The 22,860-nt window shown below is 70.4% G+C and carries 21 protein-coding genes; 10 read left to right on the top strand and 11 right to left on the bottom strand.

Going from position 1 to position 22,860, the window contains the following annotated elements; translation table 11 throughout:
- The first annotated feature begins 18 nt into the window (after positions 1–18).
- Entirely contained in the window at positions 19–801 is a 783-nt protein-coding gene (locus OO70_RS08180; protein WP_078651299.1) for a polysaccharide deacetylase family protein, read from the top strand.
- Here the strand turns inward: OO70_RS08180 and OO70_RS08175 are convergent.
- Complete coding sequence (locus tag OO70_RS08175) at positions 789–2,441, bottom strand: leucine-rich repeat domain-containing protein (RefSeq protein WP_158711424.1); 1,653 nt, start codon at positions 2,439–2,441, stop codon at positions 789–791. The two genes, OO70_RS08180 and OO70_RS08175, sit on opposite strands and share 13 nt — an antisense overlap.
- 52 nt (positions 2,442–2,493) lie before the next feature.
- Between OO70_RS08175 and OO70_RS08170 the strand changes: the two genes are divergently transcribed.
- The 7 genes from OO70_RS08170 to OO70_RS08140 all read left to right on the top strand — a co-directional run bounded on the left by OO70_RS08170 (position 2,494) and on the right by OO70_RS08140 (position 8,480).
- The gene (locus tag OO70_RS08170; protein ID WP_158711423.1) at positions 2,494–3,501 is read left to right on the top strand and encodes a hypothetical protein; all 1,008 of its coding nucleotides are present in this window, start codon (positions 2,494–2,496) and stop codon (positions 3,499–3,501) included.
- 123 nt (positions 3,502–3,624) lie between these two features.
- Entirely contained in the window at positions 3,625–4,479 is an 855-nt protein-coding gene (locus tag OO70_RS08165; RefSeq protein WP_078651298.1) for a DUF1206 domain-containing protein, read from the top strand.
- 162 nt (positions 4,480–4,641) lie between these two features.
- On the top strand, positions 4,642–5,502 hold the full coding sequence (locus OO70_RS08160) for an RNA polymerase sigma factor SigF (RefSeq protein WP_043666185.1): 861 nt from the start codon (positions 4,642–4,644) through the stop codon (positions 5,500–5,502).
- Positions 5,503–5,538: 36 nt separating this feature from the next.
- On the top strand, positions 5,539–5,970 hold the full coding sequence (locus tag OO70_RS08155; RefSeq protein ID WP_043666182.1) for a hypothetical protein: 432 nt from the start codon (positions 5,539–5,541) through the stop codon (positions 5,968–5,970).
- Between the two features lie 70 nt (positions 5,971–6,040).
- Positions 6,041–6,850, top strand: coding sequence for an alpha/beta fold hydrolase (locus OO70_RS08150; RefSeq protein WP_043666180.1), 810 nt, complete (start codon positions 6,041–6,043; stop codon positions 6,848–6,850).
- Positions 6,850–8,121, top strand: a complete 1,272-nt coding sequence (locus OO70_RS08145; RefSeq protein WP_043666179.1) for a PP2C family protein-serine/threonine phosphatase — start codon at positions 6,850–6,852, stop codon at positions 8,119–8,121. The genes OO70_RS08150 and OO70_RS08145 overlap by 1 nt, the downstream gene beginning before the upstream one ends.
- A complete protein-coding gene (locus OO70_RS08140; RefSeq protein WP_043666175.1) occupies positions 8,118–8,480 on the top strand; it encodes an STAS domain-containing protein in 363 nt (120 codons plus the stop codon). The genes OO70_RS08145 and OO70_RS08140 overlap by 4 nt, the downstream gene beginning before the upstream one ends.
- Before the next feature lie 7 nt (positions 8,481–8,487).
- Here the strand turns inward: OO70_RS08140 and OO70_RS08135 are convergent, their stop codons facing one another.
- The 5 genes from OO70_RS08135 to OO70_RS08115 form a co-directional block, all read right to left on the bottom strand.
- Positions 8,488–9,417 (bottom strand): anti-sigma factor RsbA family regulatory protein, encoded by a 930-nt coding sequence (locus tag OO70_RS08135; RefSeq protein ID WP_043666172.1) that lies wholly within the window; start codon positions 9,415–9,417, stop codon positions 8,488–8,490.
- Positions 9,418–9,607: 190 nt separating this feature from the next.
- On the bottom strand, positions 9,608–11,002 hold the full coding sequence (locus tag OO70_RS08130) for a hypothetical protein (protein WP_043666169.1): 1,395 nt from the start codon (positions 11,000–11,002) through the stop codon (positions 9,608–9,610).
- Between the two features lie 150 nt (positions 11,003–11,152).
- Positions 11,153–11,608: an RpiB/LacA/LacB family sugar-phosphate isomerase gene (locus OO70_RS08125; RefSeq protein ID WP_043666166.1), complete on the bottom strand. Its 456-nt coding sequence runs from the start codon at positions 11,606–11,608 to the stop codon at positions 11,153–11,155.
- Positions 11,609–11,651: 43 nt separating this feature from the next.
- Positions 11,652–12,224 (bottom strand): dihydrofolate reductase family protein, encoded by a 573-nt coding sequence (locus OO70_RS08120; protein WP_043666163.1) that lies wholly within the window; start codon positions 12,222–12,224, stop codon positions 11,652–11,654.
- A gap of 66 nt (positions 12,225–12,290) precedes the next feature.
- Positions 12,291–13,556, bottom strand: a complete 1,266-nt coding sequence (locus OO70_RS08115) for an MFS transporter (protein ID WP_051740881.1) — start codon at positions 13,554–13,556, stop codon at positions 12,291–12,293.
- Positions 13,557–13,656: 100 nt separating this feature from the next.
- Between OO70_RS08115 and OO70_RS08110 the strand changes: the two genes are divergently transcribed.
- The gene (locus OO70_RS08110; protein WP_043666160.1) at positions 13,657–14,217 is read left to right on the top strand and encodes a TetR/AcrR family transcriptional regulator; all 561 of its coding nucleotides are present in this window, start codon (positions 13,657–13,659) and stop codon (positions 14,215–14,217) included.
- Here OO70_RS08110 and OO70_RS08105 read toward each other — a convergent pair.
- Together OO70_RS08105 and OO70_RS08100 are read right to left on the bottom strand one after the other, a co-directional pair.
- On the bottom strand, positions 14,214–16,982 hold the full coding sequence (locus tag OO70_RS08105) for a helix-turn-helix transcriptional regulator (RefSeq protein WP_158711422.1): 2,769 nt from the start codon (positions 16,980–16,982) through the stop codon (positions 14,214–14,216). The two genes, OO70_RS08110 and OO70_RS08105, sit on opposite strands and share 4 nt — an antisense overlap.
- 31 nt (positions 16,983–17,013) lie before the next feature.
- Positions 17,014–17,832 carry an alpha/beta fold hydrolase gene (locus OO70_RS08100; RefSeq protein WP_063749690.1) on the bottom strand — a complete coding sequence of 273 codons (819 nt, stop codon included), beginning with the start codon at positions 17,830–17,832 and terminating at the stop codon, positions 17,014–17,016.
- A 133-nt stretch (positions 17,833–17,965) separates the two neighbouring features.
- Between OO70_RS08100 and OO70_RS08095 the strand changes: the two genes are divergently transcribed.
- The gene (locus tag OO70_RS08095; protein WP_043666153.1) at positions 17,966–18,916 is read left to right on the top strand and encodes a GlxA family transcriptional regulator; all 951 of its coding nucleotides are present in this window, start codon (positions 17,966–17,968) and stop codon (positions 18,914–18,916) included.
- Between the two features lie 4 nt (positions 18,917–18,920).
- On the opposite strand, the gene OO70_RS08090 is transcribed toward OO70_RS08095, so the two are convergent.
- From OO70_RS08090 to OO70_RS08080, 3 genes are all read right to left on the bottom strand, one after another.
- The gene (locus OO70_RS08090) at positions 18,921–19,355 is read right to left on the bottom strand and encodes a tautomerase family protein (RefSeq protein WP_043666151.1); all 435 of its coding nucleotides are present in this window, start codon (positions 19,353–19,355) and stop codon (positions 18,921–18,923) included.
- Positions 19,356–19,396: 41 nt separating this feature from the next.
- Positions 19,397–19,819 carry a tautomerase family protein gene (locus tag OO70_RS08085; RefSeq protein WP_043666148.1) on the bottom strand — a complete coding sequence of 141 codons (423 nt, stop codon included), beginning with the start codon at positions 19,817–19,819 and terminating at the stop codon, positions 19,397–19,399.
- Positions 19,820–19,986: 167 nt separating this feature from the next.
- The gene (locus tag OO70_RS08080) at positions 19,987–22,740 is read right to left on the bottom strand and encodes an AAA family ATPase (protein ID WP_043666145.1); all 2,754 of its coding nucleotides are present in this window, start codon (positions 22,738–22,740) and stop codon (positions 19,987–19,989) included.
- Positions 22,741–22,860 lie beyond the last annotated feature (120 nt).

Raw genomic sequence — 22,860 nt, 5'->3', positions numbered from 1 at the left:
CCCAGGGAAAGGTCTCCCATGCCCTTCTCCGCGCGAATACGCCGATCGCGGCTGCTCGTCGCCCTCGCGGCAACGGCGATCACCGCCCTCGCCGTGACTGTGACACTGGCCCTGACGGTCACGACGTACGACCACACCTCGCCGCGCGCCGCCCGGAACAAGGCGTCCGGAACGGTCGCCGCCGGCGCCGTCGACTGCCGCAGGGCGAAGTGTGTCGCCCTCACCTTCGACGGCGGCCCCAGTCCTACGACCCCTCGCCTGCTGGACATCCTCAAGCGGGACCATCTGCACGCGACGTTCTTCCTCCAGGGCAAGGGCCATATCGCCAAGTACCCGGAGATCATCCGGCGGATCGCCGACGAGGGACACGAGATCGGCAACCACACCTGGAACCACAAGGTCCTCACCCGGATCGACGCGGCCGACGCCCGCGAGGAGTTGACCCGCACACAGGACGCCATCGAGAGGATCACCGGCACCAGACCCGTCCTGATGCGTCCGCCGGAGGGCCGCACCAACCGCAAAGTGGCCGAGATCTGCCGGGAGTTGGGCCTGGCGCAGGTGCTGTGGAGCGTCACGGCCAAGGACTACGAGACGACCGACTCGGCCCTGATCACCAAGAGGGTGCTCGACCAGACCCACCGCGACGGCATCATCCTCCTGCACGACCTGCACAAGGGGACCGTGCCCGCCGTCCCGGGCATCATCAAGGCACTTGAGCAGCGCGGTTACACCATCGTCACGGTGTCCCAGCTGCTGGCCCCCGCCGAGCCCCGGCCGGGGATGGTCTACCGGCCCTGAACAACCGGGGTGGTCTCGATGCCCAATTCGGTGCGCAGTCGCTCCACGGTCGCCTTGTCGAGTTCGGTGTGGCGCAGGTCGGCCGCCTCCAACTGCCGTAGTGCGAAGAGGGATTCGGGGAGGGTGCGGAGTTCGTTGAAGGACAGGTTGACGCGGCGCAGCCCGGGCATGCGGGCGAACGCGTCGTCGGGCAGGGCGGTGAAGGCCGTGCGCACGACCTGACCGCCCTGGGTCTTCTCGCCCCAGCCGTCGATCTCCAGGTGTTCCAGGGTCGTGATCTCCCAGACGCCGGCGAGGAGTTCACGGCCGGGCTCGGGCTGGAAGGACCAAGGGGTCCTGCCGCTCAGCCGCAGGACCCGCAGACGGGGCAGCCTCGCCAGGTCGGGCAGACGCGGCAGCAGGGCGGACAGGGAGCCGCGCAGGTCCAGTTCCTCCAGGGCGGTCAGGGCCAACAGGTCGTCCGGGACGGTCTCCAGGAACACCTGGGAGAGGTTGAGGGAGCGCAGTGCGGGCAGCCGCGTCACGGGTGTCGGGAAGGCGACCAGGGAGTTGTACTCGCCCGGTTGGAGGTTCGAGAGGTCCAGTTCGCGCAGGGTGACCAGGCGGGCAATGGCCTCGGGGACGGGGCAGGTCAGCCGGGCGGCGCGGAGCACTTCGAGCCGGGGCAGGTCGCCGAGTTGCTCGGGCAGGGTCGTGAAGGCGTTGCCGGAGATGTTCAGGACACGCAGGTTGCGCAGCCGTCCGACGGACTCCGGCAGACCCGTCAACTCCGTCCCGGAGACGTCGAGTTCCTCCAGGGCGGTCAGTTCGCCGATGCGCTCGCCGAGTTCGCCGATGGCGTCGTTGTCCGCGAGGGACAGCACGCGCAGGTTGGTGAAGGCGTAGAGCTGCTCGGGGAATCGGCGGAGTTTGCGGTCGGACAGGTCGAGCTCGGTGACCTCCGCCGCGCGCGGGAGCAGCGCGTCGAGCTCGTCCAGTGCCAGCAGGTGGCTGGGCCGGATGCCGGGGCGCAGGACGGGCTGTCCCGCCCGCAGCGCGGCGCTGATCGCGCGTTCGTCGGCGGTCTCGTCCTTGGCGAGGAGCCCGGGCAGGACGAGGTCGTCCAGTTCCTCATCGGTGAAGTCGACGGGGTGACTGGTGCGGTGCGGGTCGGCGATGAGCAGTGCCTCCGGCTGCCCGGCGAAGTCCATGTTGAAGTAGAGACTGCTGATCACGGCCTCGGCACGGGTGCGGCCACCCACGGTGAGGAAACCACCGTCGTCGCCGTAACTGCCCTGGATCACACCGGAGATACTCACATCGCCCCGCACGACCACGCTCGGGCAACCGGACAGCAGCACATGGCGAGCCCGCAGATCACCGGTGACCAGCAGGAAGTTGCCGCTCTGGGAATCCCACCACTCCACATCCCCGCCGACGGTCAGATCGCCGTCCACGATCGTGTTGTACGGCACCCAGTCGCCGTCCGGCTCGGCCTCCAGGCCGCCCGCGACCGTCAACCCGCCCTCGTAGAGCCGTATTTCCTGCTCGTCGGCGAAGTCCTGGTACGGATGGCTGACATCGGCGGAGACACCGAAGCGCTCTTCGGCCTCTTCCACGGTGATGACGCGGTAGCCGGTCGGTGAAGTGGTCGTGGTCATGCGCCGGATGGTAGGCGGTGCCACCGACAACCCGGGCAAGTAGGTTCCGTCCATGGGCGAACACCGTGAAAGGAACGACGACGTGCGGCACATGAGGGCAGTCCCGTTGGACGAGGCCGACGAGCGCTTCGGAGTGCGGTCGTTGTTCCACCTCGGGGCGAACGCCGACGCGGAGGTCGTCGTCTTCAGCGGTGACGCCGCGCTGGAGCAGCTGCCGCTCGACTTCTCCCACCTGGATTCCTGGACCGGGCTGGCGAAGGCGTCACCGGACATGTTCCTGGGTGTCGTCGTCGACGGAGGCCTCACCGTCACCGACTGGATCACCAACTGGGAGTGGGATTTCGGCCCGTTCCTCCTGGTGCGCGGCGACGTACGGGCCAAGAACCTCGCCACGGCGGGCAGTGAGGTCCTGGTCGAGGGAGACCTCGACGTGACGCAGACCCTCGCCGGGATCTACAACCACGGGCACACCGTCATCAAGGGCGACACCCGTGCCGAAGTCGTGCTGACCGACCAGCACTTGACCGAGTTCCACGGCGGCCTCCGCGCCGAACTCGGCGTCGCCGGCAACTTCCTCCGGGTCGCGGACCCGGCGACGGTCCAGGTCAACGGCTGGGCAGGGTATGTCTGCGACCTTCGGGGGCAGATCCTGCCGGGCCTCGGTACGCGGTCGACCCGGGCACTCCGTGCCCTCGACCCCGACTTCCGGGAACTGGACAGCAGGTCGATCCTGAAGGCGGTCGAGGCCGGACGCTCCCTGCTGCACACCCCCGATCCCCTCGGCGTCAGGACACCGGCCGACGAGATCCGCGACGCACTGCGCCTCGCCGGGCTCCGGGAGCACGACCGCTGGGACGACGGTTTCGTCGTCGGCGCCGGTCAGGACGGGGAATCGTACGAGGTCTACTTCTGCGAGGCCGACGAACCGGAGGAGCCTGGTGTGCAAGAAGCGCTGAACTCTGCTGTGGAGATGGTCCGTTACGCCGAGGCCCTGACCGCTGCCGGATACGAGGTGACCGTCGATCTCCACGAGGAGGACGTGTTGCTGGTCCGCCGCTGAGCGGTGTGCGGGGTGTGATGCCGCCGGACGGACATCGAAGCGCGGGCTCGGGGCACGCGACAGGACGGGACGCGAACCGTGCGCCCGCATCTCGGCTCGTCCAGTGTTTCCAGGAAAGGCATCATGACGTCGTCTCATACGCACAAGTGGGGGCTGCGGAACGGGAGTTCCAACAACCGGAGCCATACGCCGGGAAAGGCCGAGGGGAAGCAGGCGCTGGCTGTCACCGGGCGCGCCGGATTCGTCGCACGCGGCGTCGTCTACGTCCTCGTGGGCGCTCTCGCCCTGCAGATCGCGTTCGGCGGCGGTGGCCGGGAGGCGGACCGGCAGGGGGCGTTGCAGCAGGTCGCGGCGCAGCCCTTCGGGAAGGTCATGCTGTGGCTGCTCGTCGTCGGCTTCGGCTGCATGACGATCTGGCGGGCATCCGGGGCGATCCTCGACAACGGGCCCTCGCGCAAGGTCGGTTCGCGGTTGCTCGACGGAGGCCGGGCCGTGTTCTACGGCTTCGTCTGCTGGGGAACGGCGTCCTTCGCCGCCGGGACCGGTGGATCGTCCGGCAGCGACGCGAAGTCGCAGGACTGGACCGCCTCGGCGCTGAAGCTGCCGGCCGGTCAGGAGCTGGTGGGTCTTGTGGGCTGCGTCCTGATCGGTGTCGGCGCGACCCTCGCCGTACGGGCGGTGATGCGGCGTTTCCTGAAGAAGCTGGAGACGGAGAAGATGAGCCGCCGGGTACGGCAGGTCGTCACCGGTCTGGGCGTGGGCGGCGGGGTGGCGCGCGGTGTCGTGTTCGCCGGCGTGGGTGTCTTCGCGCTGATCGCGGCCGTCCGCTTCGACCCCCACCAGGCCAAGGGCATGGACGCCACGCTGCGCACCTTCGCGCACACTCCGGCGGGCCCCTGGCTGCTGGTCGCCGTGGCGATCGGGCTGGTCCTCTTCGGCGGTTTCTCCTTCGCGTCGGCACGCTGGCGCCGCCTGTGAACCGGCGCCCGAAACCGTCGTAGAACAGACAGCGGGGGTGGGAGAAGGCGCGATCTTCACGTGTTGGCGGAATCGTGAGGTCCGCGTAGACATGCTTGCGCGCGAAGGGGGCACGCGACGTTCGACCTGTTCCCCAGCTAAGGCGGCATCGTGGCTTCCTCCGTGAACGCCCTCGACGCAACTGCTCCTTCCCGCACGGGAGCACCGGAGGTCGTGGACGACCTGCCGTGGATCGAGGACGGGGGCAAGGTCGCTCCCAAGGACGCGCGCGTGTTGTCCCGGCTGTTCCTGGACCGGCTGCAGGAGTTGGAGGAGGGCACCCGCGAGTACCAGTACGCGCGGAACACGCTGATCGAGATGAACCTGTCCCTGGTGGCCTTCGCGGCGCGCCGGTTCCGCAACCGGGGCAGCGGTGACATGGAGGACGTGATCCAGGTCGGCACGATCGGCCTGATCAAGGCCATCGACCGGTTCGACCTGTCGCGCGAGGTCGAGTTCACCTCCTTCGCGATTCCCTACATCGTCGGCGAGATCAAGCGTTTCTTCCGTGACACCACCTGGGCCGTGCACGTGCCCCGGCGCCTGCAGGAACTCCGCGTCGACCTCGCCAAGAGCAAGGAGACCCTCGCCACCCGGCTGGGCCGCAACCCGACGGTGAAGGAACTCGCCGCCCACCTGGAGCTCACCGAGGACGAGGTCATCGAGGGCCTGGTCGCCGCGAACGGCTATGTCGCGGGCTCGATCGACACCCCGAGCGGGGACGACGAGGCCGACAGCGCTCCCAAGTACGCGGACACGATGGGTGACGCCGACCCGGCCCTGGAGCTGTTCGAGGATCTGCACACGCTCGGTCCGCTGCTGCAACAGCTCGACGCGCGGGAGCGGACCATCATCGAGATGCGCTTCGGCCAGGAGCTGACCCAGGCCGAGATAGGCCGCGAACTGAACCTCTCGCAGATGCACATCTCCCGCCTGCTGAACCGCACCCTCAAAAAGCTCCGCACCGGCCTCCTCCCCACCTGATCCCGCACCCGCACGGCACCGAAAGGACCACCAGGGATGAGCGCCGCCCACGATCCCCTGCACCAGCCCTCCGCACCGATCGTCACGGAGCCGGTCCCGGACCTCCAACTGCAGATGCTGGTACGGCTGATCGGCCAGGACGCGACCGCCGCCCTGCCCGTCACCCTCACCGTCGGAGGCTCCTTCCTCCACGGCGACCTGATCTCCCACGAGGCATGGACCACCGAGTGGGCGCACACCCTGCACGGCGTCGACGGCCCCGGCGCGCAGCTGCTGGAGCGGTTCCCGCAGCAGGTCGACGAGGCGGTCGAGGACAAGCAGGGACGGCACACACCGCAACGGCTGCCGCAGTGGATCCACCTGCGCGATGCCATCGGCGTCGCCGGAGCGGGCGGGTCGGTGGTCATGCCCCTGTGGCGCGGGCGGCTCACGGACGTGTCCGGCTGGTCCCTGGGCAAGCCGAAGTAGGCGGCGCCGACGGGTGCCACAGGGTGGGCACAACGGGTGGACAGGGAAGCGGTCTGTGAGGATGAGCCGCATGAGCGCGCTGAGCAGGAACCATGTGACGGTGTCGGGCCGGCCCGGAGGGCCCGTGGTGATGCCGGCCCACGGGTTCGGGTGCGACCAGCACATGTGGCGACTGGTGGTGCCGCTCCTGGAACGCGAGTGCACGGTGGTGCTCTTCGACCATGTGGGCGCCGGACGCTCCGATCTCTCGGCGTGGAGCCGGGAGCGCTACTCCACACTGGACGGCTACACCGAGGACGTGCTGGAGATCTGCGACGAACTGGCGCTCGGCCCGGTGACGTTCGTGGGGCACTCGGTGAGCGCGATGATGGGTGTCCTCGCCGCGGCGCGCGAGCCGAAGGCGTTCAGCGGTCTGGTGCTGCTCGCCCCCTCGCCGTGTTTCATCGACGATCCCGCCGTCGGCTACCGCGGCGGTTTCAGCGCCGAGGACATCGACGAGCTCCTGGAGTCGCTGGACGCCAACTATCTGGGCTGGTCCGGCGCCATGGCACCGGTGATCATGGGCAATCCCGAGCGCCCGGAACTGGGGGAGGAGCTGACCAACAGCTTCTGCCGCACCGATCCCGACATCGCCCGCGTCTTCGCCCGTGTCACGTTCCTTTCCGACAACCGCGAGGATCTCGCCGCGGTCACCGTGCCCACTCTGGTCGCGCAGTGCTCCGGGGACGCGATCGCGCCCCCGGAGGTCGGAGCCTTCGTCCAGGCCCGGATCCCGGGCAGCCGGCTGGTCACCCTGAACGCGACCGGGCACTGCCCCCAGCTCGCCGCACCGGAGGAAACGGCCGCCGCGATCACCGACTTCGTGGCAGCCACGCGCTGATGAGCACCGGCGGCGACAGCGAGAACGGCGAGCACCGACATCCCGGGAAGCAGCCCGGCGAGGACCACGCGGCGTTCTCCGCACTCCTCGAGGACAGCGCCGAGGACCTGTACGAACACGCGCCGTGCGGTTACCTCTCCACACTGCTCGACGGCACGATCGCGAAGATCAACAAGACCCTGCTCGACTGGCTCGGCTACGACCACGGCGACCTGGTGGGCCGCAGGACCTTCTCCGACCTGCTGACCGTGGGCGGCCGTCTCTACCACGAGACCCACTTCGGCCCGCTGCTGCGTATGCAGGGCGAGGTCAGCGGAATCGCCCTGGAACTCAAGGCGACCGACGGCAGCCGGCTGCCCGTACTGGTGACCTCCACGGTCAAGACCGGCGGCGACGGGCAGCCGCTGCTGATCCGCACCACCGTCTTCGACGCCCGCGACCGCCGTGCCTACGAGACGGAACTGCTGCGCGCCCGGAAGGAGGCCGAACTCGAACGCGAGGAACTCAAGCGCCTCAACGCCACCCTCCAGCAGACCCTCCTGCCCCCAACTCTCGTGAACGTGCCCGGACTTGACGTCGCCGCGCACTACCACGTCGCCTCCACCGACATGGTCGGCGGCGACTTCTACGACCTCTTCCCGCTCTCCGCCGGGGCCTGGGGGCTGTTCCTCGGGGACGTGTGCGGCAAGGGCGCCGCGGCGGCGGCCGTCACCTCGCTGGCCCGCTACACGCTGCGCGCCGCCGCCGTCTACGACCCCGACCCGGCCGCCGTCCTGGGCAACCTCAACACCGTCCTCAACCACGAGTACAACGGCCACGACCCGCGCTTCTGCACCGTCGTCTTCGGACTGCTCACCCCTGAGGGCGATCGCGGAGGCTTCCGCATCACCTTGGCCAGCGGCGGCCACCCGCCGGCCCTGCTGCTGCGCGCCGACGGCAGTGCCGACCACCTGCACACCCCGGGCGGACAGCTCATCGGTGTCCTGCCCGACGCCCACATCGCCACCGCCACCGTCCACCTGGCGGCGGGCGACACCCTGCTGCTCCACACGGACGGACTCACCGAGGCCCGCCCGGCCCGCAACAGCGACGGCGACCGCTACGGCGACGAAGCCCTCCTCGACTTCGCGCGCGCCCTGGCGCCCACCACCGCCTCCGCCGCCGTCGCCGCGATCCGCGACCTGCTCGACACCTTCGGCACCGGCGTCGACGACGACACCGCCGTCCTCGCCATCAACGTGCCCCGACCGACCAGCGAAGAGCAGCCGTGACCCGACTCGCCGTCCACACCCGGACCACCCCCGCGGGGCCCGTCGTCGAACTCACCGGAGAGCTCGACTACGACAGCTCCTCCCAGGTGCGCGATCTCCTGCCCGCGCTGGCACTCCAGGACGGCCAGCAACTCGTCGTCGACATGACAGGTGTCACGTTCTGCGACTCCAGCGGCATCACCGCCCTGCTCGCGGCCCGCAACCACGCCCTCGCCGCGCGGGCAGGCATCGCCCTGGCGGCGGTCCCCGACCGCGTCAGCCGTATCTTCCAGATGGTCGGTCTTGACCAGGTCTTCCCGACCCACCCCACCGCTCAGGCGGCCGAAGCGGCCTGGACACCTCCGGCGACCCGCCCTTGAGACGTCGTCAACGGGCGAGGTAGAAACGGATGGTGGTGCTGTCCGGGGCCGTGTGGAGGCGGACGAGATCGGCGACGTAGTGCACCAGGAGGAGACCGCGCCCGCCGGGCTGGTCGCGTGAGGCGGGGCGGCGGCCGGCCAGCGGATCGCTCAACCGGCCGTGGTCCTGGACCTCGCAGACGATCTGCTCGCCCTCGGCCCAGATCCGCAGCGTCCCCGACCCGCCTCCGTGCAGCACGCTGTTGGTGGTCAACTCCGCGACGGCCAGGGTCAGATCCTGCAGTCGCGCGCCCGCCAGGCCCAGCCGCTCGGCCTCCTGGACCGCGAACCAGCGGGCCTTGGGGAGATCTCCCGTGTCGAACGCGAGGGTGGACGCGCCCGGTGGGTAGGGGAGCGGCTTGTTGTAGCGGGCGATCACCCGCTGCGGATCGTAGGCCTCGCTGGGCAGTTCACGGTCTTCGTCGATGACGACCGGATGGGTGGCCCAGGCGTCGGCGAGCACCTGCGGCTCCAGTCGGTCCGCGTCGTACGGGCACAGGATCGTCGCCTCGCGCTCCCCGAACGCGGCGTTGATCAGCGCCTCGTGCTGGACGCACGCCGGGTACTCGACGGCGGTACGGCCGGGCCAGATCGGTTCCCCGATGATCCGCACCCGGCGGCCCGAGTGGGAGTCGGCGAAGGCCCGCAGCACACCGGGGATGATCCGCCCCGGATTGCGGCCGACCTCGGTCATGTCGAGGAACCGCACACCGGCGCCGCTCGATCCGAGTCCGGCCCTGATCAGTTCGAGGCGGGGCCCGGGGACGGCGACCGCGACGGCCTCTCCGGCGGCCAGTCCGTCCCGGAGGAACGGCACCGTACCGGCCGTGTACTGTTCCTCGCCCCGGTAGAACAGCGCGGGATGCGCGAACGGTTCACCGTGGGTGGCCGTACTCATCGCGCCGCCACCTCGATCCTTGTCAGGCCGGGCCAGGACATGTCCACGACGCGCGGCAACAGGGCGGACGGCGGGTCACCGCACGGGCAGTCTACGGGGGTAGCGCGACGGGTGGTGGGCACTGGCTCCATGCCGGTGCCCACCACCCGTCGCGCTGCGCCTGGAGACAGGCGCAAGTGTCCACGCGGCTTCAGCTCACGGTGAAGTAGTAGTCGTAGGGCGCCAATGCGATGCCGGAGCGGGTCGTCGCGTGGACCGTGAGGTCGTAGTCGCCGCTCGCGGTCGGGGTCCAGTCGACGCTCGCGGTGTGGTGTGCGTCCGCGGTGACCGTGACTTCCGGGTCCCCGTTGACGGAGTAGGTGTAGCTCGCGACGTCCTCCACCTTCGGTGTGAACGTGAAGGTGCCGGGGACGCCCGCGCCGCCGCCGGAACCGTTCTCCGGGTAGACGTCCGAAGCGATGGTCGGCGTGGTGTCGTAACTGATGCCCCAGAAGGCCGTGTCACTGACCCAGCCGTCGGCGCTCGTGCTGCTCACCCGGAGGGACTCGCCGTAGATTCCGTCCAGTGCGAGCTCGACGCTCGCCGTGCCGTCCGGCCCGGCCTGGACGTCGACGGTCTTGTCGCCGCCCTGACCGCCGACGGTCTCGACGGAATAGCTGACGACCGGACTCGTCGACTGGAGGCCCGCGCCGGGGCGGAGCGTGAACGTGGTCGGTGTGTCGAACTCGGGCGACGCGACGGCCGGGGTGACGGTGGGCGCCGTGGAGTCGAGGAAGAACGAGTAACTGGTGACCGCCGACCCGTTGTAGGCCCGGTCGAGGCTGCGCACCCACAGTCTCGTCAGGCCGGAGGAACCGCTCGGCGGCAATAGGCTGATCGTGGCCGAACCGCCCGGGGCATCGGCGCGGGTGAAGTATCTCGGGTCGGCGTACGGGTCGACGAACTGCGGAACGCCGTGGTCGCCGATGGTCGCGGAACCGGCGATCGGGAGGTCCTGCTGCCAGGAGTACTCGAACCCGGTGACATCGTCGTCGCCGTCGGCGTTCAGCGTGAACTCGACCGGGCTTCCGCCCTGGTCCCCCCTGCCCTCCGGGTAGTTCGACGAGGAGACGTCGGGAGCGTTCGCCGGAGGCGTGTTGTCGATCGCGATGTAGCAGGGATCGGACCACTCCGAGGCCGCGTCCCCGGCGACGGTCTGTGCCCGCCACGCGTAGGTCTGCCCGTCGGGGAGGGCGTCGGCGGGCAGGTTGGCGGTGGCCTCGAATCCGGGGAGGGCGTTGGCGCGGGTGACCGTCGTGGTGTGCGTCGGGTCGGTGACCGGCCAGACCTGGTACTGCACGTTCACCAGGGAGGTGCTGGTCGTGTCGGTGGTTCCCGGAATGCCCTCGACGGTGAGGCCGTTGCCGGCCCAGAGGTAGGTGGGCCGGTCCGCGTCGGTCGAGCAGCTCTGGTAGCCGTTGAACAGCTGGGTCGGTGTGACGGGCGTCGCGTCGGCCGCGCTCGCGGGGGACACGGCGGCGGCCAGTGCAAGGCCGGCGGCGCCGAGAGAAGCGAGGACGGCGCGCGAACGCGCGCCGAAGGACATGGTCAAGTGATCCCTCCCGTTCGGGTGCCCGCAGCACGGAGCCCGGATGCGCACTGGTGTGCGGGCAGCGAGGGGATCGTATGAGGTGGCGCGGGTCGGCGCACGGGAATTGTCCCGGACATCGCAGGGGCGCCCACTGCCCGAACTCGGTTACAGGGCAGGCCTGTTCAGGTCGAGTTGTCCGATGCGGGCCACGTTCCCCCGGTCGTCGGCGTCCTCGCTGGCCTCCGCGGCGAACCAGGCGTCGAGGATCTCCTTCAGCAGCGGTTCGGACGTCAACCGCAGGCTGAGGGCCAGGACGTTGGCGTCGTTCCAGCGGCGTGCGCCGTCCGCCGTGTACGCGTCCGCGCACAGGGCCGCTCGTACGCCCGGCACCTTGTTCGCGGCGATCGACGCGCCCGTACCGGTCCAGCAGCACACGACCGCCTGGTCCGACGTCCCGTCGGCGACCTCGCGGGCCGCGGCCTCCGAGCAGACCGCCCACTGCGGGTCGTCCCCGGGGCGCAGCGCGCCGTGCGTCACCACCTCGTGGCCACGTCCGCGCAACTCCGCGACGAGGGAGCGGGCAACGGGTTCGTCCATGTCCGAGGAAACAGAGATCCGCATGTCCCGGAGGCTACCCGAACGCCGAATTGTCGCCGAGCCCCGATCAGCGGACGACGTCGAGGACGTTCAGCTGCAGGCCGTTGGCGTACACGGCGTGCTCGACCAGCTTCAGCTTCTGGGTGTCCTTGTCGGTCGCCGGGAACAGGCGCTTTCCGGCGCCGAGCAGCAGCGGGTAGACGAGCAGGTGATAGCGGTCGACCAGGCCGGCGTCCGCGAGGCCGTGGTTGAGGGCGGCGCTGCCGTGGACGATGATCGGGCCGCCCTCGGTGTCCTTGAGGGCGGCGACCTCGTCGAGGGAGCGCAGGATGGTGGTCTCGCCCCAGTTCGAGACGAGCCCGTCGTCGGTGAGGGTGGTGGAGACGACGTACTTCGGCACGGTCTTGTAGTGCGCGAACTCGTCCATGTCCGGCCACACCGGGCTGAACGCCTCGTAGCTGGCCCGGCCCATCAGGATCGCGGTGGACTCCTCCTGCTCCCGCCCCTTGATGTCGTACGCCTCGGGCAGGAACTCGACGTCCTTGAAGGTCCATCCGGAGTTGCGGTAGCCGGGTTCGCCGCCCGGTGCCTCCATGACGCCGTCGAGGGAGATGAAGGCGGTGCTGATCAGGGTGCGCATGGTGGCTCCTCATGGGGCGGCCAGGTAATCGGGACTTCTCCAGAATCCATCCGACAAAAAAATTTGTCAAGGCGATAGGAGTTGTCGGCTCGTGTTGAGGCGGTACTGCGCGACCAGCCCGAAGGTCGCGGCGACCAGCACCGCGACGCCGTAGCCGAGGACGGTGTTCAGGAGGCCGACCGGGGCGATGAGGAGGCCCGCGATGATCGCCGGTACTCCGAAGCTGAGGTAGGCGACCAGGTAGATGGCCGCGAACAGCCCTGCCCGTTCGTGGGGTTGGGCCAGCGGGGCGATGCTTCGGACGGCGCCGGAGAACGAGGCGCCGAAGCCCACGCCGCCGATGATGCCGCCGACCCAGAGCAGGGAGAGCAGTCCGGCGGCGACGCCCGCCTCGATCACCGCGGTGCCCAGCAGTACGCCCGCGCCGCCGATGGCGATGGTGTGGCGCGGGGTCAGGCGGCCGAGGAAGAGGCCTGCGACGGCGGCTGCCGCCGGTTCGATGAAGGCCGTGGCGCCGTTGAGGAGGCCGCTGTGCAGACCGAGGAGGTCGCGGATGATGGTCGGTACGAGGCCCATGAAGAGCCCGGCCAGCATCCACGCGGCCAGGTGGACGGGGATGCTCGCCATGAATTCACGGCGTGCGGCCGGGGGGACCGAGACGCGCGGGATCAGGGAGCGCGCCGCTCCGGGACGGGGGGAGGCGGTCTCCGCCGAGAACGCGGCCACCCCGGTGCCGATGACCATGATCACCGCGAGGGTCGTGAACACGATCAGGGTCGCGTGGCTGCTGAACTGGACCGCCGCGCCGGTCAACAGTGCTCCCAGTCCGAGTCCGCCGGCCGGGGCGACGCTGGTGACGATGGTGCCCAGCTTCTTGTGGCGTTCCGGGGCGTGTTCCACGACCGAGGCGGAGAAGGCGCTCGTGGCCGCGCCGGTGGCGATGCCCTGGACGGTGCGGGCCGCGATGACCCAGCCGATGTCCGGGGCGAAGACGAACATGAGCATCGCCCCGAGCTCCACCACGAGTGATCCGACCAGGACCGGCCGGCGGCCGATGTGGTCGGACAGTGATCCGGCGACCAGTAGGGCCGCCAGCAGGCCGAGCGCGTAGGAGGCGAAGGCGACGGTCAGTACCCAGGCGGGAAAGTGCCACTGCTGCTCGAAGACGACGAGGAGAGGGGTCGGCGCGCCGGCGGCCAGGTAGAGCGCCGCGAAGACGGCGGCCGATCCGGCGAACGCGGCGGAAGAGGGGAGCAACCTGCGGGACCGGGCGGGCGCGGAGGTCGCGAGGTCGGGGCTGCCGCAGTCGTGCCTTGCTTCGGTGACGGACACCGCGAGCCTCCTAATGCCAAGCTCTGTGCGTTAGCTTGCGGAGTTCGAGAGTAGACCCGGCGGCTCCTTAATGCCAAGTGTTGTGCGTTACAGTGGGGGCATGGCTGGAGAATCGGGAGAATCGTCCCCTCGGCGGCGCACCGGTGGCCGGAGCGCCCTAGTGCTGACCTCGATCCGGAATGCCGTCGAGGAACTGATCGCCGAGCGGGGCAGCGACGCCGTCACCATCCCGATGGTCGCGGAGCGTGCGGGAGTGAATCACTCGAGCGTCTACCGGCGCTGGGGCGACGCGCGGACCATGATCAACGACCTGGCGACCTACCGGCTCGACCCGGATCGCGGGCTTCCCGACACCGGCGACCTGCGTGCCGATCTCACCGCGTGGGCACGGGAGTTGATCAGTCACTACAGCGTCCCGGTGAACGCCGCCCTTCTGCGGGGCGGGGCCGCCGCGGCCGGTGAGAGCGAGTCGGACTGCCTGCGCGACCGACGGGCTGAAGCCGCCGAGTTCGCCGCCCGGCCCGGCAGTACGTTCAGCGGCGACGACGTGCTCGACAGGGTGGTGGCGCCCATCATCTACCGGGTGATCTTCCTGCCCTGGACCCTGCCCGAGGTGGATGCGCGTACGTACGTCGACGAACTCTGCGCGCGCAAGCGCTAGTCACCGGGCGGTGCGGCCTCCCGTGCGTGGAGTGCGTTCGCCAACTGGACCCGTGAGTGCACGCCCAGCTTGGCGAAGATCGAACGGACGTGAGTGCCGATCGTGTTGGGGGAGAGCCCCAGGTCGTCGGCGACCGCCTTGTTGGTGAGCCCGGAGCCGATGAGACGGGTGACGGCGAGTTCCGTCCTCGTCAGGGACTGCCATCCCGACGTGGGACGCGCCGTGTCCGTCGTCCACTTCGCGTGTCGAACTCCCGCTCCGCGCAAGGTCTCTTGGACGGAGAGCATGGACGGTCTGATGCCGATGTCGTGGTACAGCTGCCAGGCGCGCTCGAGGTGGGTGATTCCCTCGTCGCGCTGTCCCTCGGCGAGGAGTGCCCGGCCCAGGTCGGCGGCGACGCCCGCGCGAGCCGTCAGGCGCGGGGTGGCCTTCAGGACGTCCGCCGCCGCCTGGAGCACCTTCCGATCGCCGTCCACCAATCCACGTACGTGCAGGGCCAGGCCTTCGAAGGTCGGGACGCCGGGGTTGCGGGCGGCGCCCTCCTCGGCGATCGCGGCCGCCTCCTCCGCGAACCGGGCATCGCCTGCCGCGAGGCCCATGTGCGCGAACACCGGCATCCATCCCGGCCACCAGGGCCACCAACTCCGCCCGTCGCGCGCCGAGTGGAGCAGTGGGCCGAGGACGGCCAGCGCCTGCGTGATGTCGCCCTCCGCGGCGGCGAGCCAACCCCGCATGAGAATCAGGCCCGGTGAGCGTACGGCGTCGTCGACCTTGGTGTAGGTGAGGTACGGCGTGAGGAGTTCTCGCGCCGTCGCGACCTCGCCGCGATACAACTCCATCGTGCTGAGGAGGGAGACGGCGTCAAGTTCGTAGACGTGGTTGCCGAGTTCGGCGCCCAAGGTCACCAACTCGGCTGCGTCGGCCTCGGCTTCCTCCAGACGCCCGCCGTAGAAGTCCTGCCACATCCGCGCGTGCACCATCGACGGCAGCACCGCCTCGGCCTGGCTGTCGGAATCCTGGCGGGCGGCGTCGAGGAGCGCCTGGGCCTCGGCGTACCGGTCGAGCAACTGCAGGACGAGAATCTCCGCCGGGAGGTACGCGGCACCGGCGATGGAGCGCAACTCCCGGAAATAGGACAGGGATTGGGCGTGGTGACCCGAGTTCTTGGTCAGTTCGGCGAGCGCCTGGAGCGAGACCTCGAGCGCCTCGCGGTCGCCCGTGGCGCGAGCGAGGGCGAGGGCGGCTTCGGCTTCCACCCGGGCACTCTCCGCGGGCTCGGCGCGCGTGATCGCCAGGGCGCGCGAGGCCCGTAGCCGAGCGTGCACGGGGGCCGACACCCGCCCACCGGACAGCACGGCGTCGATACGGCCGACCGACTCCGTCAGCCTGCCCGTCAGCCACAGCGCGCGGGCGGCGAACACCTCGATGCGCGCGGCCTCCTCCGTCGGCGGTCCCTTGCCGAGCAGGGAGTCGGCGGTCTGCACGGCCTCGGTGGCGCGTTGGGCCCGACTCAGGATGTCGACGCACCGGACCCCCAGATCCCAGTAGCCGGGCTGGTCGGGGCCGGTCAGCGCCAGAGCGGAGAGGATCAGGTCACCGGCCGTGTGCGGCATGGAGGCCAAAGCCTCGTCCGCCGCCGTGCGGAGGATGGCCACGGCGCTGCCGTCCGCGCTCCTGCCACCCGCCGCCGCATGCGGGGCCGCGCTCAGGGCGCCGTGTCCCGCGTCCATCAGATGGCGCGCGCACCGGTGATGCATCCGGCGGCGCGTGACATCGGAAAGGTCCGCGTAGAGGGTCTCCCGGACGAGATCGTGCCGGAAGGCGATCAAGGGGCCGCGCGGCTCGAAGAATCCTGATGCCGCGATCGCGTCGATCAGCTCGGACACCGTCACCGGAGGTCGGTCCGGCAGCAGGCCGAGGGCGTCCTCGAACTTCAGGGGACGGCCCAACACCGCGGCCAGGCGTACGAGTTCGGCGGCCCCGGTCGGCAGCGCGGCCAAGCGGCGGCGGACTCCCGCCACGAACTCGGCCGGCACCTCGTCCTCGCTCTCCCCGCAGGCGCGGGCCCGGCTGATGCCCTCCAGGATCTGCACGGCGAAGAAGGGCGTACCGGCCACGCCTTCCAGCATGCGGCGCGTGCCACCGCTCGGAGCGGAGCCGAGCCAGTCCCTCGCGATCTCCAAGAGGGCAGTGAGATCAAGCGGGTTGAGAGTGATCTCCTCGACCGGGACACCGGAGAAGCGGCCCCCGGAGAACTCCTCGGCGGGACCGCCCGTCCTGTCGCGGGACGTGAACGCCCAGACGATGGGAAGGCCCGCCAGCCGCGCCGGCAGCACGCGAAGCGCCAGCCGGCTCAGGCGGTCGATCCACTGGATGTCGTCGATCGCGAGGAGAACAGGCGAACGGCTCGCCACCTCCTCCAGCAGCGCGCAGAGCCGGTCGATGAGCAGCAGCGGCTGATCCACCAGCGTGAGCACGTCCTCGAACTCCTTTGAGGACAACAGCGGTTGACGGCCGGACCGCAGCGCGAGCAGAACCGGCATGCCGGGCGCGACATGATCGACCTCGTCCGCCTTGCTCGCCCCCACGACGAACCCGGCGGTGCCGGCCTCCGCGCGCACGGCGTCGAGCACCGCGGTCTTCCCGATGCCTGCCTCACCCGTGATCAGAATGATCCCGCCCTGGCCCGAACGCCTCGCCCGCTGTACGACCCGCAGGGCGCCGGCCATCGGTTCGGCTCGGCCGCGCAGCACATGGACTCTCACAGGTCAGTTCCGCCGATCGGACCGGTCCCGCTCACCCACGGGGAAGTGAGAGGCGGGTGACGAACGCGCTGATGTGGGAGGCGACTTGGCCGGGCACCTCCAGTGGGGAGAGGTGGCCGGTGCCGTCGAGTTCGGTGAGGGTGGCGGTGGGGATCAGGGGAAGCAGGTGTGCGCGGAGGACCTGGGGAGGATCCACCTTGTCGTCGCTGCCGGCCAGCACCAGTACGGGAACGTCGATGGCGCCGACCCTGTCCGAGAAGTCCTCCACCATCGCCTGCCGGGGCCACGCCAGACGGGCCGCCTCACCCGCACGGGAGCTGTCCTCGTGGACCCGGCGGCGGGCCTCCGCACCCAACTCGCCGTTGGTCAGCACCAGTTGGATGCTCTGCTCGATGGTCTCGTCCTTGTCGTAGGCGTGCGACAACGCCTCCTGGAGCTCGGGCGTCACACCGACCGGCGCCGGTGGGGCGGGTGCGACGAGGACCACTCCCTTCAGGCCGGTGGGGCGGCGGGAGGCGAGTACCTGGGCCACCTTTCCGCCCATGGAGTGACCCACGACGACGTAGGCGTCGTAGCCGAGTTCGGCGATGACCCGCTCGGCGTCGTCCGCGAGCTGCTCGATGCCGTAGGGGCCGGGCACCTCGGTGGACTCGCCCCAGCCTCGGTGGTCGTAGGAGACGAACGCCTGGGTGGGGCCGAGGAGTTCGAGGACCGGGCGCCAGGTGCGGTGGGAGCCGCCCCAGTAGTGGAGGAAGACCAGGGCAGGGCCGTCGCCCTCGCGGACGTGGCCGTAGAGGCGTCCGCCCTGGACGTCGAAGTAGCGGCCGATGGGTGTAGGTGTGCTGCTCATGGGTCGATCGTCTGCCGACCCCTGGTGATCAACCACAGGCTCGTGTGCCACTGTCCGCAACTTCCGGGACAGGTTCGCGCTCGGTGGACGTGCGCAGGGGTGGCGGGAAAGCTGTGGTCGTAACATTGAGGTCATGGCTCCTCATCGCGTCGCGGCCCTGGTGCTGCCCGGCGTTCTGCCCATCGATCTGGGCATCCCCACCCAGATCTTCAACGCGCGGGCCAACACCCCGTACGACCTCACGGTGTGCGGCGCGGCCCCTGGCAGTGTCACGACCAGCACCGGGTTCACGGTCGGTGTCACCGCCGGGCTGTCGGCCCTGGCCCGGGCGGACACGATCATCGTGCCCGGGTACTGGGACTTTCAGCGGCCACCGGCGCCCGAGGTGACGGCGGCGCTGCGACACGCCTTCAGCCGGGGCGCCCATATCGCCTCGATCTGCACGGGCGCCTTCGCGCTCGCGGCGGCCGGGCTGCTCAACGGCCGTACGGTGACCACGCATTGGGCCAGCGCGGACGAACTCGAAAGGCTGTATCCCGAGGTGCGCGTCGACCGTGACGTCCTCTACATCGACGACGATCCGCTGCTGACCTCCGCGGGCGTGACCGCGGGAATCGACCTGTGTCTCTACATGGTCCGCAAGGATCTCGGTGCCGCCGTCGCCAACGAGATCGCCCGCGAACTGGTCGCCGCACCGCACCGCGACGGCGGCCAGGCCCAGTACATCGACCGAGCCTTGCCCGAGCCGTCCGCCCACACCCTCGCCGACACCCGCGAGTGGTCCCTGCGCCACCTCGACGAACCCCTCACCCTCGACGTGCTCGCCCATCACGCACGCGTCTCCACCCGCACTCTGGTCCGCATGTGGCGCCAGGAGACCGGTGTCACCCCGCACCAGTGGCTGCTCACCGCCCGCGTCAACCACGCCCGCGAACTCCTCGAAATCACCGGTCTCGGCGTCGAACAGATCGCCGCCCAGAGCGGCCTCGGCTCCGGCACCAATTTCCGCGCCCGGTTCCGCGATGCCCTGGGTACGACGCCTACGGCATATCGGCGGACCTTTCAACGGACGGTCAGCGCCTGAGAGTTCAGAGGCCCGTGCCCTGAATTCCGTCGAGCGCCTCCGCGTTGGTGGCGAACCACGCGGTCTCGCCTCCCGGGTGCGGAAGGATCAGCCCGTACTCCATCGAGGTGTCCGAGTCGATCTCGCTGATACCGGCCAGAACTTGCTTCTCCGGCTGACCGGTGATCGCCGACCAGGACGCCACGATGTTCTTGAGGAGTTTCTGTTTCACCTCCAGGGGGCGGCCGGCGCGGATCGCACCCTGGATGCCCGAGATCTTCGTGTCGATCTCACCGGCGCTGTACGCGACGCCCGGAGGCAGCTCCTGGAAGAACACGTGCACGAAGACGCGCGGGGCGCCGGTCGCCTCGACATGGGCGTCGGTGATGGCGGCGGCGATCTCCGACTTCATGGAGTCGGTGAGTATGCCGACGGGCGCGGAGCACTGGTAAATGGGCATGCGGTCAACTCCGGTGGGTCGCTTGGCCGGTGCGGTTGTGGTCAGGCCTTGCCGAGCAGTTCGCGCACGTGCTGGACGATCTCGTCGTTCGTGTAGGAGTGGCCGCCGATGCCCCAGCCCCCGGGGACCGCCTCGGTCAGGGCGACCCAAGTGCGGTCGGCGAGCGAGGCGTCGCCGGCCGCCGTGGCGACGAGTTCCGAGATCTCCTTGACCAGGCCGAGCTGTTGCTCCCGGTCCAACGCCCCCGCGTTGGTGGTCACGTTGACGCGGATGTGGGCGCTGTTGCCGCCGGCGTCGGAGAAGGAGTCGGCGTCGAGTTCGTGCACGAAAGCGGCCGTGTTGTCGGTGAAGAAGGGGATCGCCGGGACCTTCTCCCAGCGCATGATGGCCTGTGCCAGGTCCTGGGCGAGCTGCTTGCGGTCCTTGATGGTTCCCTTGGCCGCGTAGACGTCGATCATGGGCATGGCGGTGTCTCGATTCCCTGAATGCGACTGTGCGATGTTCCGAGCGGTGTTCCGGCGGAACTGTGTCGCGAGTCTTCCTGCGGGGCGCCGCGGTGGAATCACGTGCGGCACGTGGTCGTAGGGACGGGGGCACTACGTGGTGTGCGGTGCCGCCCCCTGTGCGGGGCCTACAACGGTGCGATCAGACCGCGGCGGTCGGCGAGCTCGCGGCGGGAGCGGACGTCCAGTTTTCGGAAGACCTTGCGCAGGTGGTAGTCGACCGTGTGGGTGCTGAGGAACAACTGGGCGGCGATCTCCGCGTTGGTCGCGCCGGAGGCCGCCAGGTGGGCGACCCGGGCTTCCTGGGCGGTCAGTTCGTTGCCGGTGCGGGGTGTGTCCCGGAGTTCGACCGGGGCGCCGGCCGCGGAGAGTTCCAGTGCCGTGCGCGCCGCGTATCCGTACGCACCCATCGTCTCGAACAGCCGGTGTGCTGTGCGGAGTTGGGAGCGTGCCTCCTTGATCCGGCGTTCCCGGCGCAGCCACTCGCCGTAGAGCTGGTGGCTGCGTGCGCGGCGGCCGGGGCCCCGGGTGTTCTCGTGGTGCTTGACGGCCTCCAGGTGGAGCCGCTCCTTCTCCGCCGGGTCCATGCTGGTCAAGGCCTGTGCGCGGGCGAGGTCACCGAGCAGAGCGGGTACCGGGGACCACTCGGTGAGCCGGCCGAGGTGCTCGCACAGTTCCGCGGCCTCCTCGTCCTTGCCGGATCTGACCGCCGCCTCGACCAAGTCCACGAGTGCGAACTTGAGTTGGGACAGCTCCCCGATGCGGTTCTCCAGGCTGAGGTAGGCCTCGCGGTAGTGCCCTCGGCCGAGTTCGAGGACGCACTGGGCGTAGGCGCGGAACACGAGTTGGTAGCCCTGACCGGTGCGCGCCGCGTGTTCGTCGACCGCGTCCATGAGCCGGCGCGCCCGGTCGACGTCTCCGCGCCAGGCGGCCAACAGGAGGGCGCCCAGGTGGAGTTCGCCACCACGGGCCTCCTCCAGGGCCGCGCGTCGGTCGAAGAGACGCTCGGCCTCGGCGAGGCGGCCGACGACGAGTTCGGACAGGGCCGTGTGGCTGAGGGCCAGCGCCCGGGGGATGACCATGCTCTGCCGTCGGGCCTCGGACTCCATCCGCCAGGCGAGTTCGTGCAGGGCGATGTCGTCGCCGAGGACGGTGGCGTGCGAGCAGGCCGCCGCCAGCCACTGGAAGAGTTCCGGCGCCGACGACTCCTCGCCGCGAGCCGCCGCGATCGCCTCCTTGAGCAGGGGCGCGGCCACGGCCAGTCCCTCCAGGTGGACCGTCGCGTCGGCCTCCAGGATCAGGTCGCCGGTGGTGGCGGGCAGGTCCGCAGGCAGGGGCAGGGCGCGGATGGCCTCCGCCACACTGCGCCGGGTCGCGCCGCGCGGGGCGAGCGCATCGCTGATCTGCGCCTGGACCAGGGCCTCGACCAGCACGTCACGGGCCACGCGGATGTCGACCGGGCCCAGCTCGCGCGCCGCCGCGAGCAAGGAGCCGGTCGCCGCGGCGGGGGCGCCCATGAGGCGGTGGACGCGCGCCTGGGTGCGCAGGACCGACCCCTTGTGGCACGGGTCGTCGCGGTCGGCGGCGGCTTCGTCGAGCAGGGTCTGCGCCCGGCCGGGAGCGCCGGCCACCGCGCTCGCCTCGGCGGCGGCGAGGAGGCGACGGCTGCGGGTGGGGAGGTCGGAGGTCAGGGTGGCAGCCCGTGCCCACAGGGTGGAGCTCGCGGTCCAGCCGCCCCGGTCCCGGGTGCGTTCGGCGGCGCGCTCCAGCTCCGAGGCGACCGTCTCGTCGGGATCGGTGGCGGCCGCCGCCAGGTGCCAGGCCCGTAGCTCGGCCTTGTCCAGGTCGCCGGAGACGTCGGCCAGGGCGGCGTGCACGCGGGCGCGCCGGGCGAGCGGAGCGCCGTAGTAGATCGCCGAACGGATCAGCGGGTGGCGGAAGCGGACGGTGTCCCGGATGGTGAGGAGGCCGCGTTCCTCGGCGGCCGCCGCGTCGGTCGCCGTGAAGCCGAGTTCCGTGCCGGCGCGCCAGAGCAGTGCGGGGTCGCTGGTGGGGTCGGCCGCGGCGGTGAGGAGCAGGACGCGGGTGCGGGGCGGCAGGGCCAGTACCTCGCGCAGGTAGCCGCGCTCCAACTCCTGCCCCAGGGGGACGAGTTGGGGGAGCGGGGTCTCGCCGCTGAGCTGGTCGGGACGGAGTTCCCGGGCGGCCTCCACCAGCGCCAGGGCGTTGCCTCCCGTACCCGCGACGATGCGGGCGCCGACTTCGGGGTCGAGGTTCCCGTCGACGGCCGACGCGAGCAACCGGCCCGCCGACTCGGCATCCAGACCGGCGACCGGGAGGCGGGGGAGTCCTGCCAGGCGGTCGACGCGGTCCGTCGTGTCACGTTCCGCGAACACCATGGCGGCCGAGTCCGCGTGCATCCTGCGTGCGACGAAGGACAACACCTCGGCGGAGTCGTCGTCCAGCCAGTGCGCGTCGTCCACCAGGCACAGCAGGGGCCGGTCGGCGGACCGCGTCGCCAGCAGGGCGAGTGCGGCCACGGCGACCAGGAAACGGTCCGGGGGTGTCGTCCGTTTCTCGAGTCCGAAGACCTGGCCGAGGGCCTCGCGCTGCGGCTCCGGCAGTTCGTGGAGGTGGGGCAGGTGGGGGAGGAGGAGCTGGTGCAGAGCGGCGTAACCGAGTTCCGCCTCGGACTCCACGGCGTCGAAGCGGACGACCTCGAACTCCGGTTCCGCCACGCGGTGCACGTAGTCCACGAGAGCGGTCTTGCCGGTGCCCGCGCCACCGCGCAGGACGACGACCGCGCTCATCCCGCGCCGGGCATGATCGAGGACGGCCCGCAGCCGGGCGCGTTCCTCGTCACGGCCGAAAAGCTCACCCACGCGTCAACCTTCTGTCGGACGGACCCCGAGCGAGATGGTCGATCCGGACCTCCTCGGTACGGAACCCTCATGCGCCGCGCCCTCGGACATCACCGGTACCCGTGGCTGCCGACCGGGCCC

Origin of the sequence: Streptomyces xylophagus (assembly GCF_000716435.1) — a bacterium.
In the GTDB taxonomy this organism is placed as follows: Bacteria; Actinomycetota; Actinomycetes; order Streptomycetales; family Streptomycetaceae; genus Streptomyces; species Streptomyces xylophagus.
The sequence above is the reverse complement of the archived record's forward strand: the minus strand, read 5'-3'. Positions and strand labels throughout refer to the sequence as shown.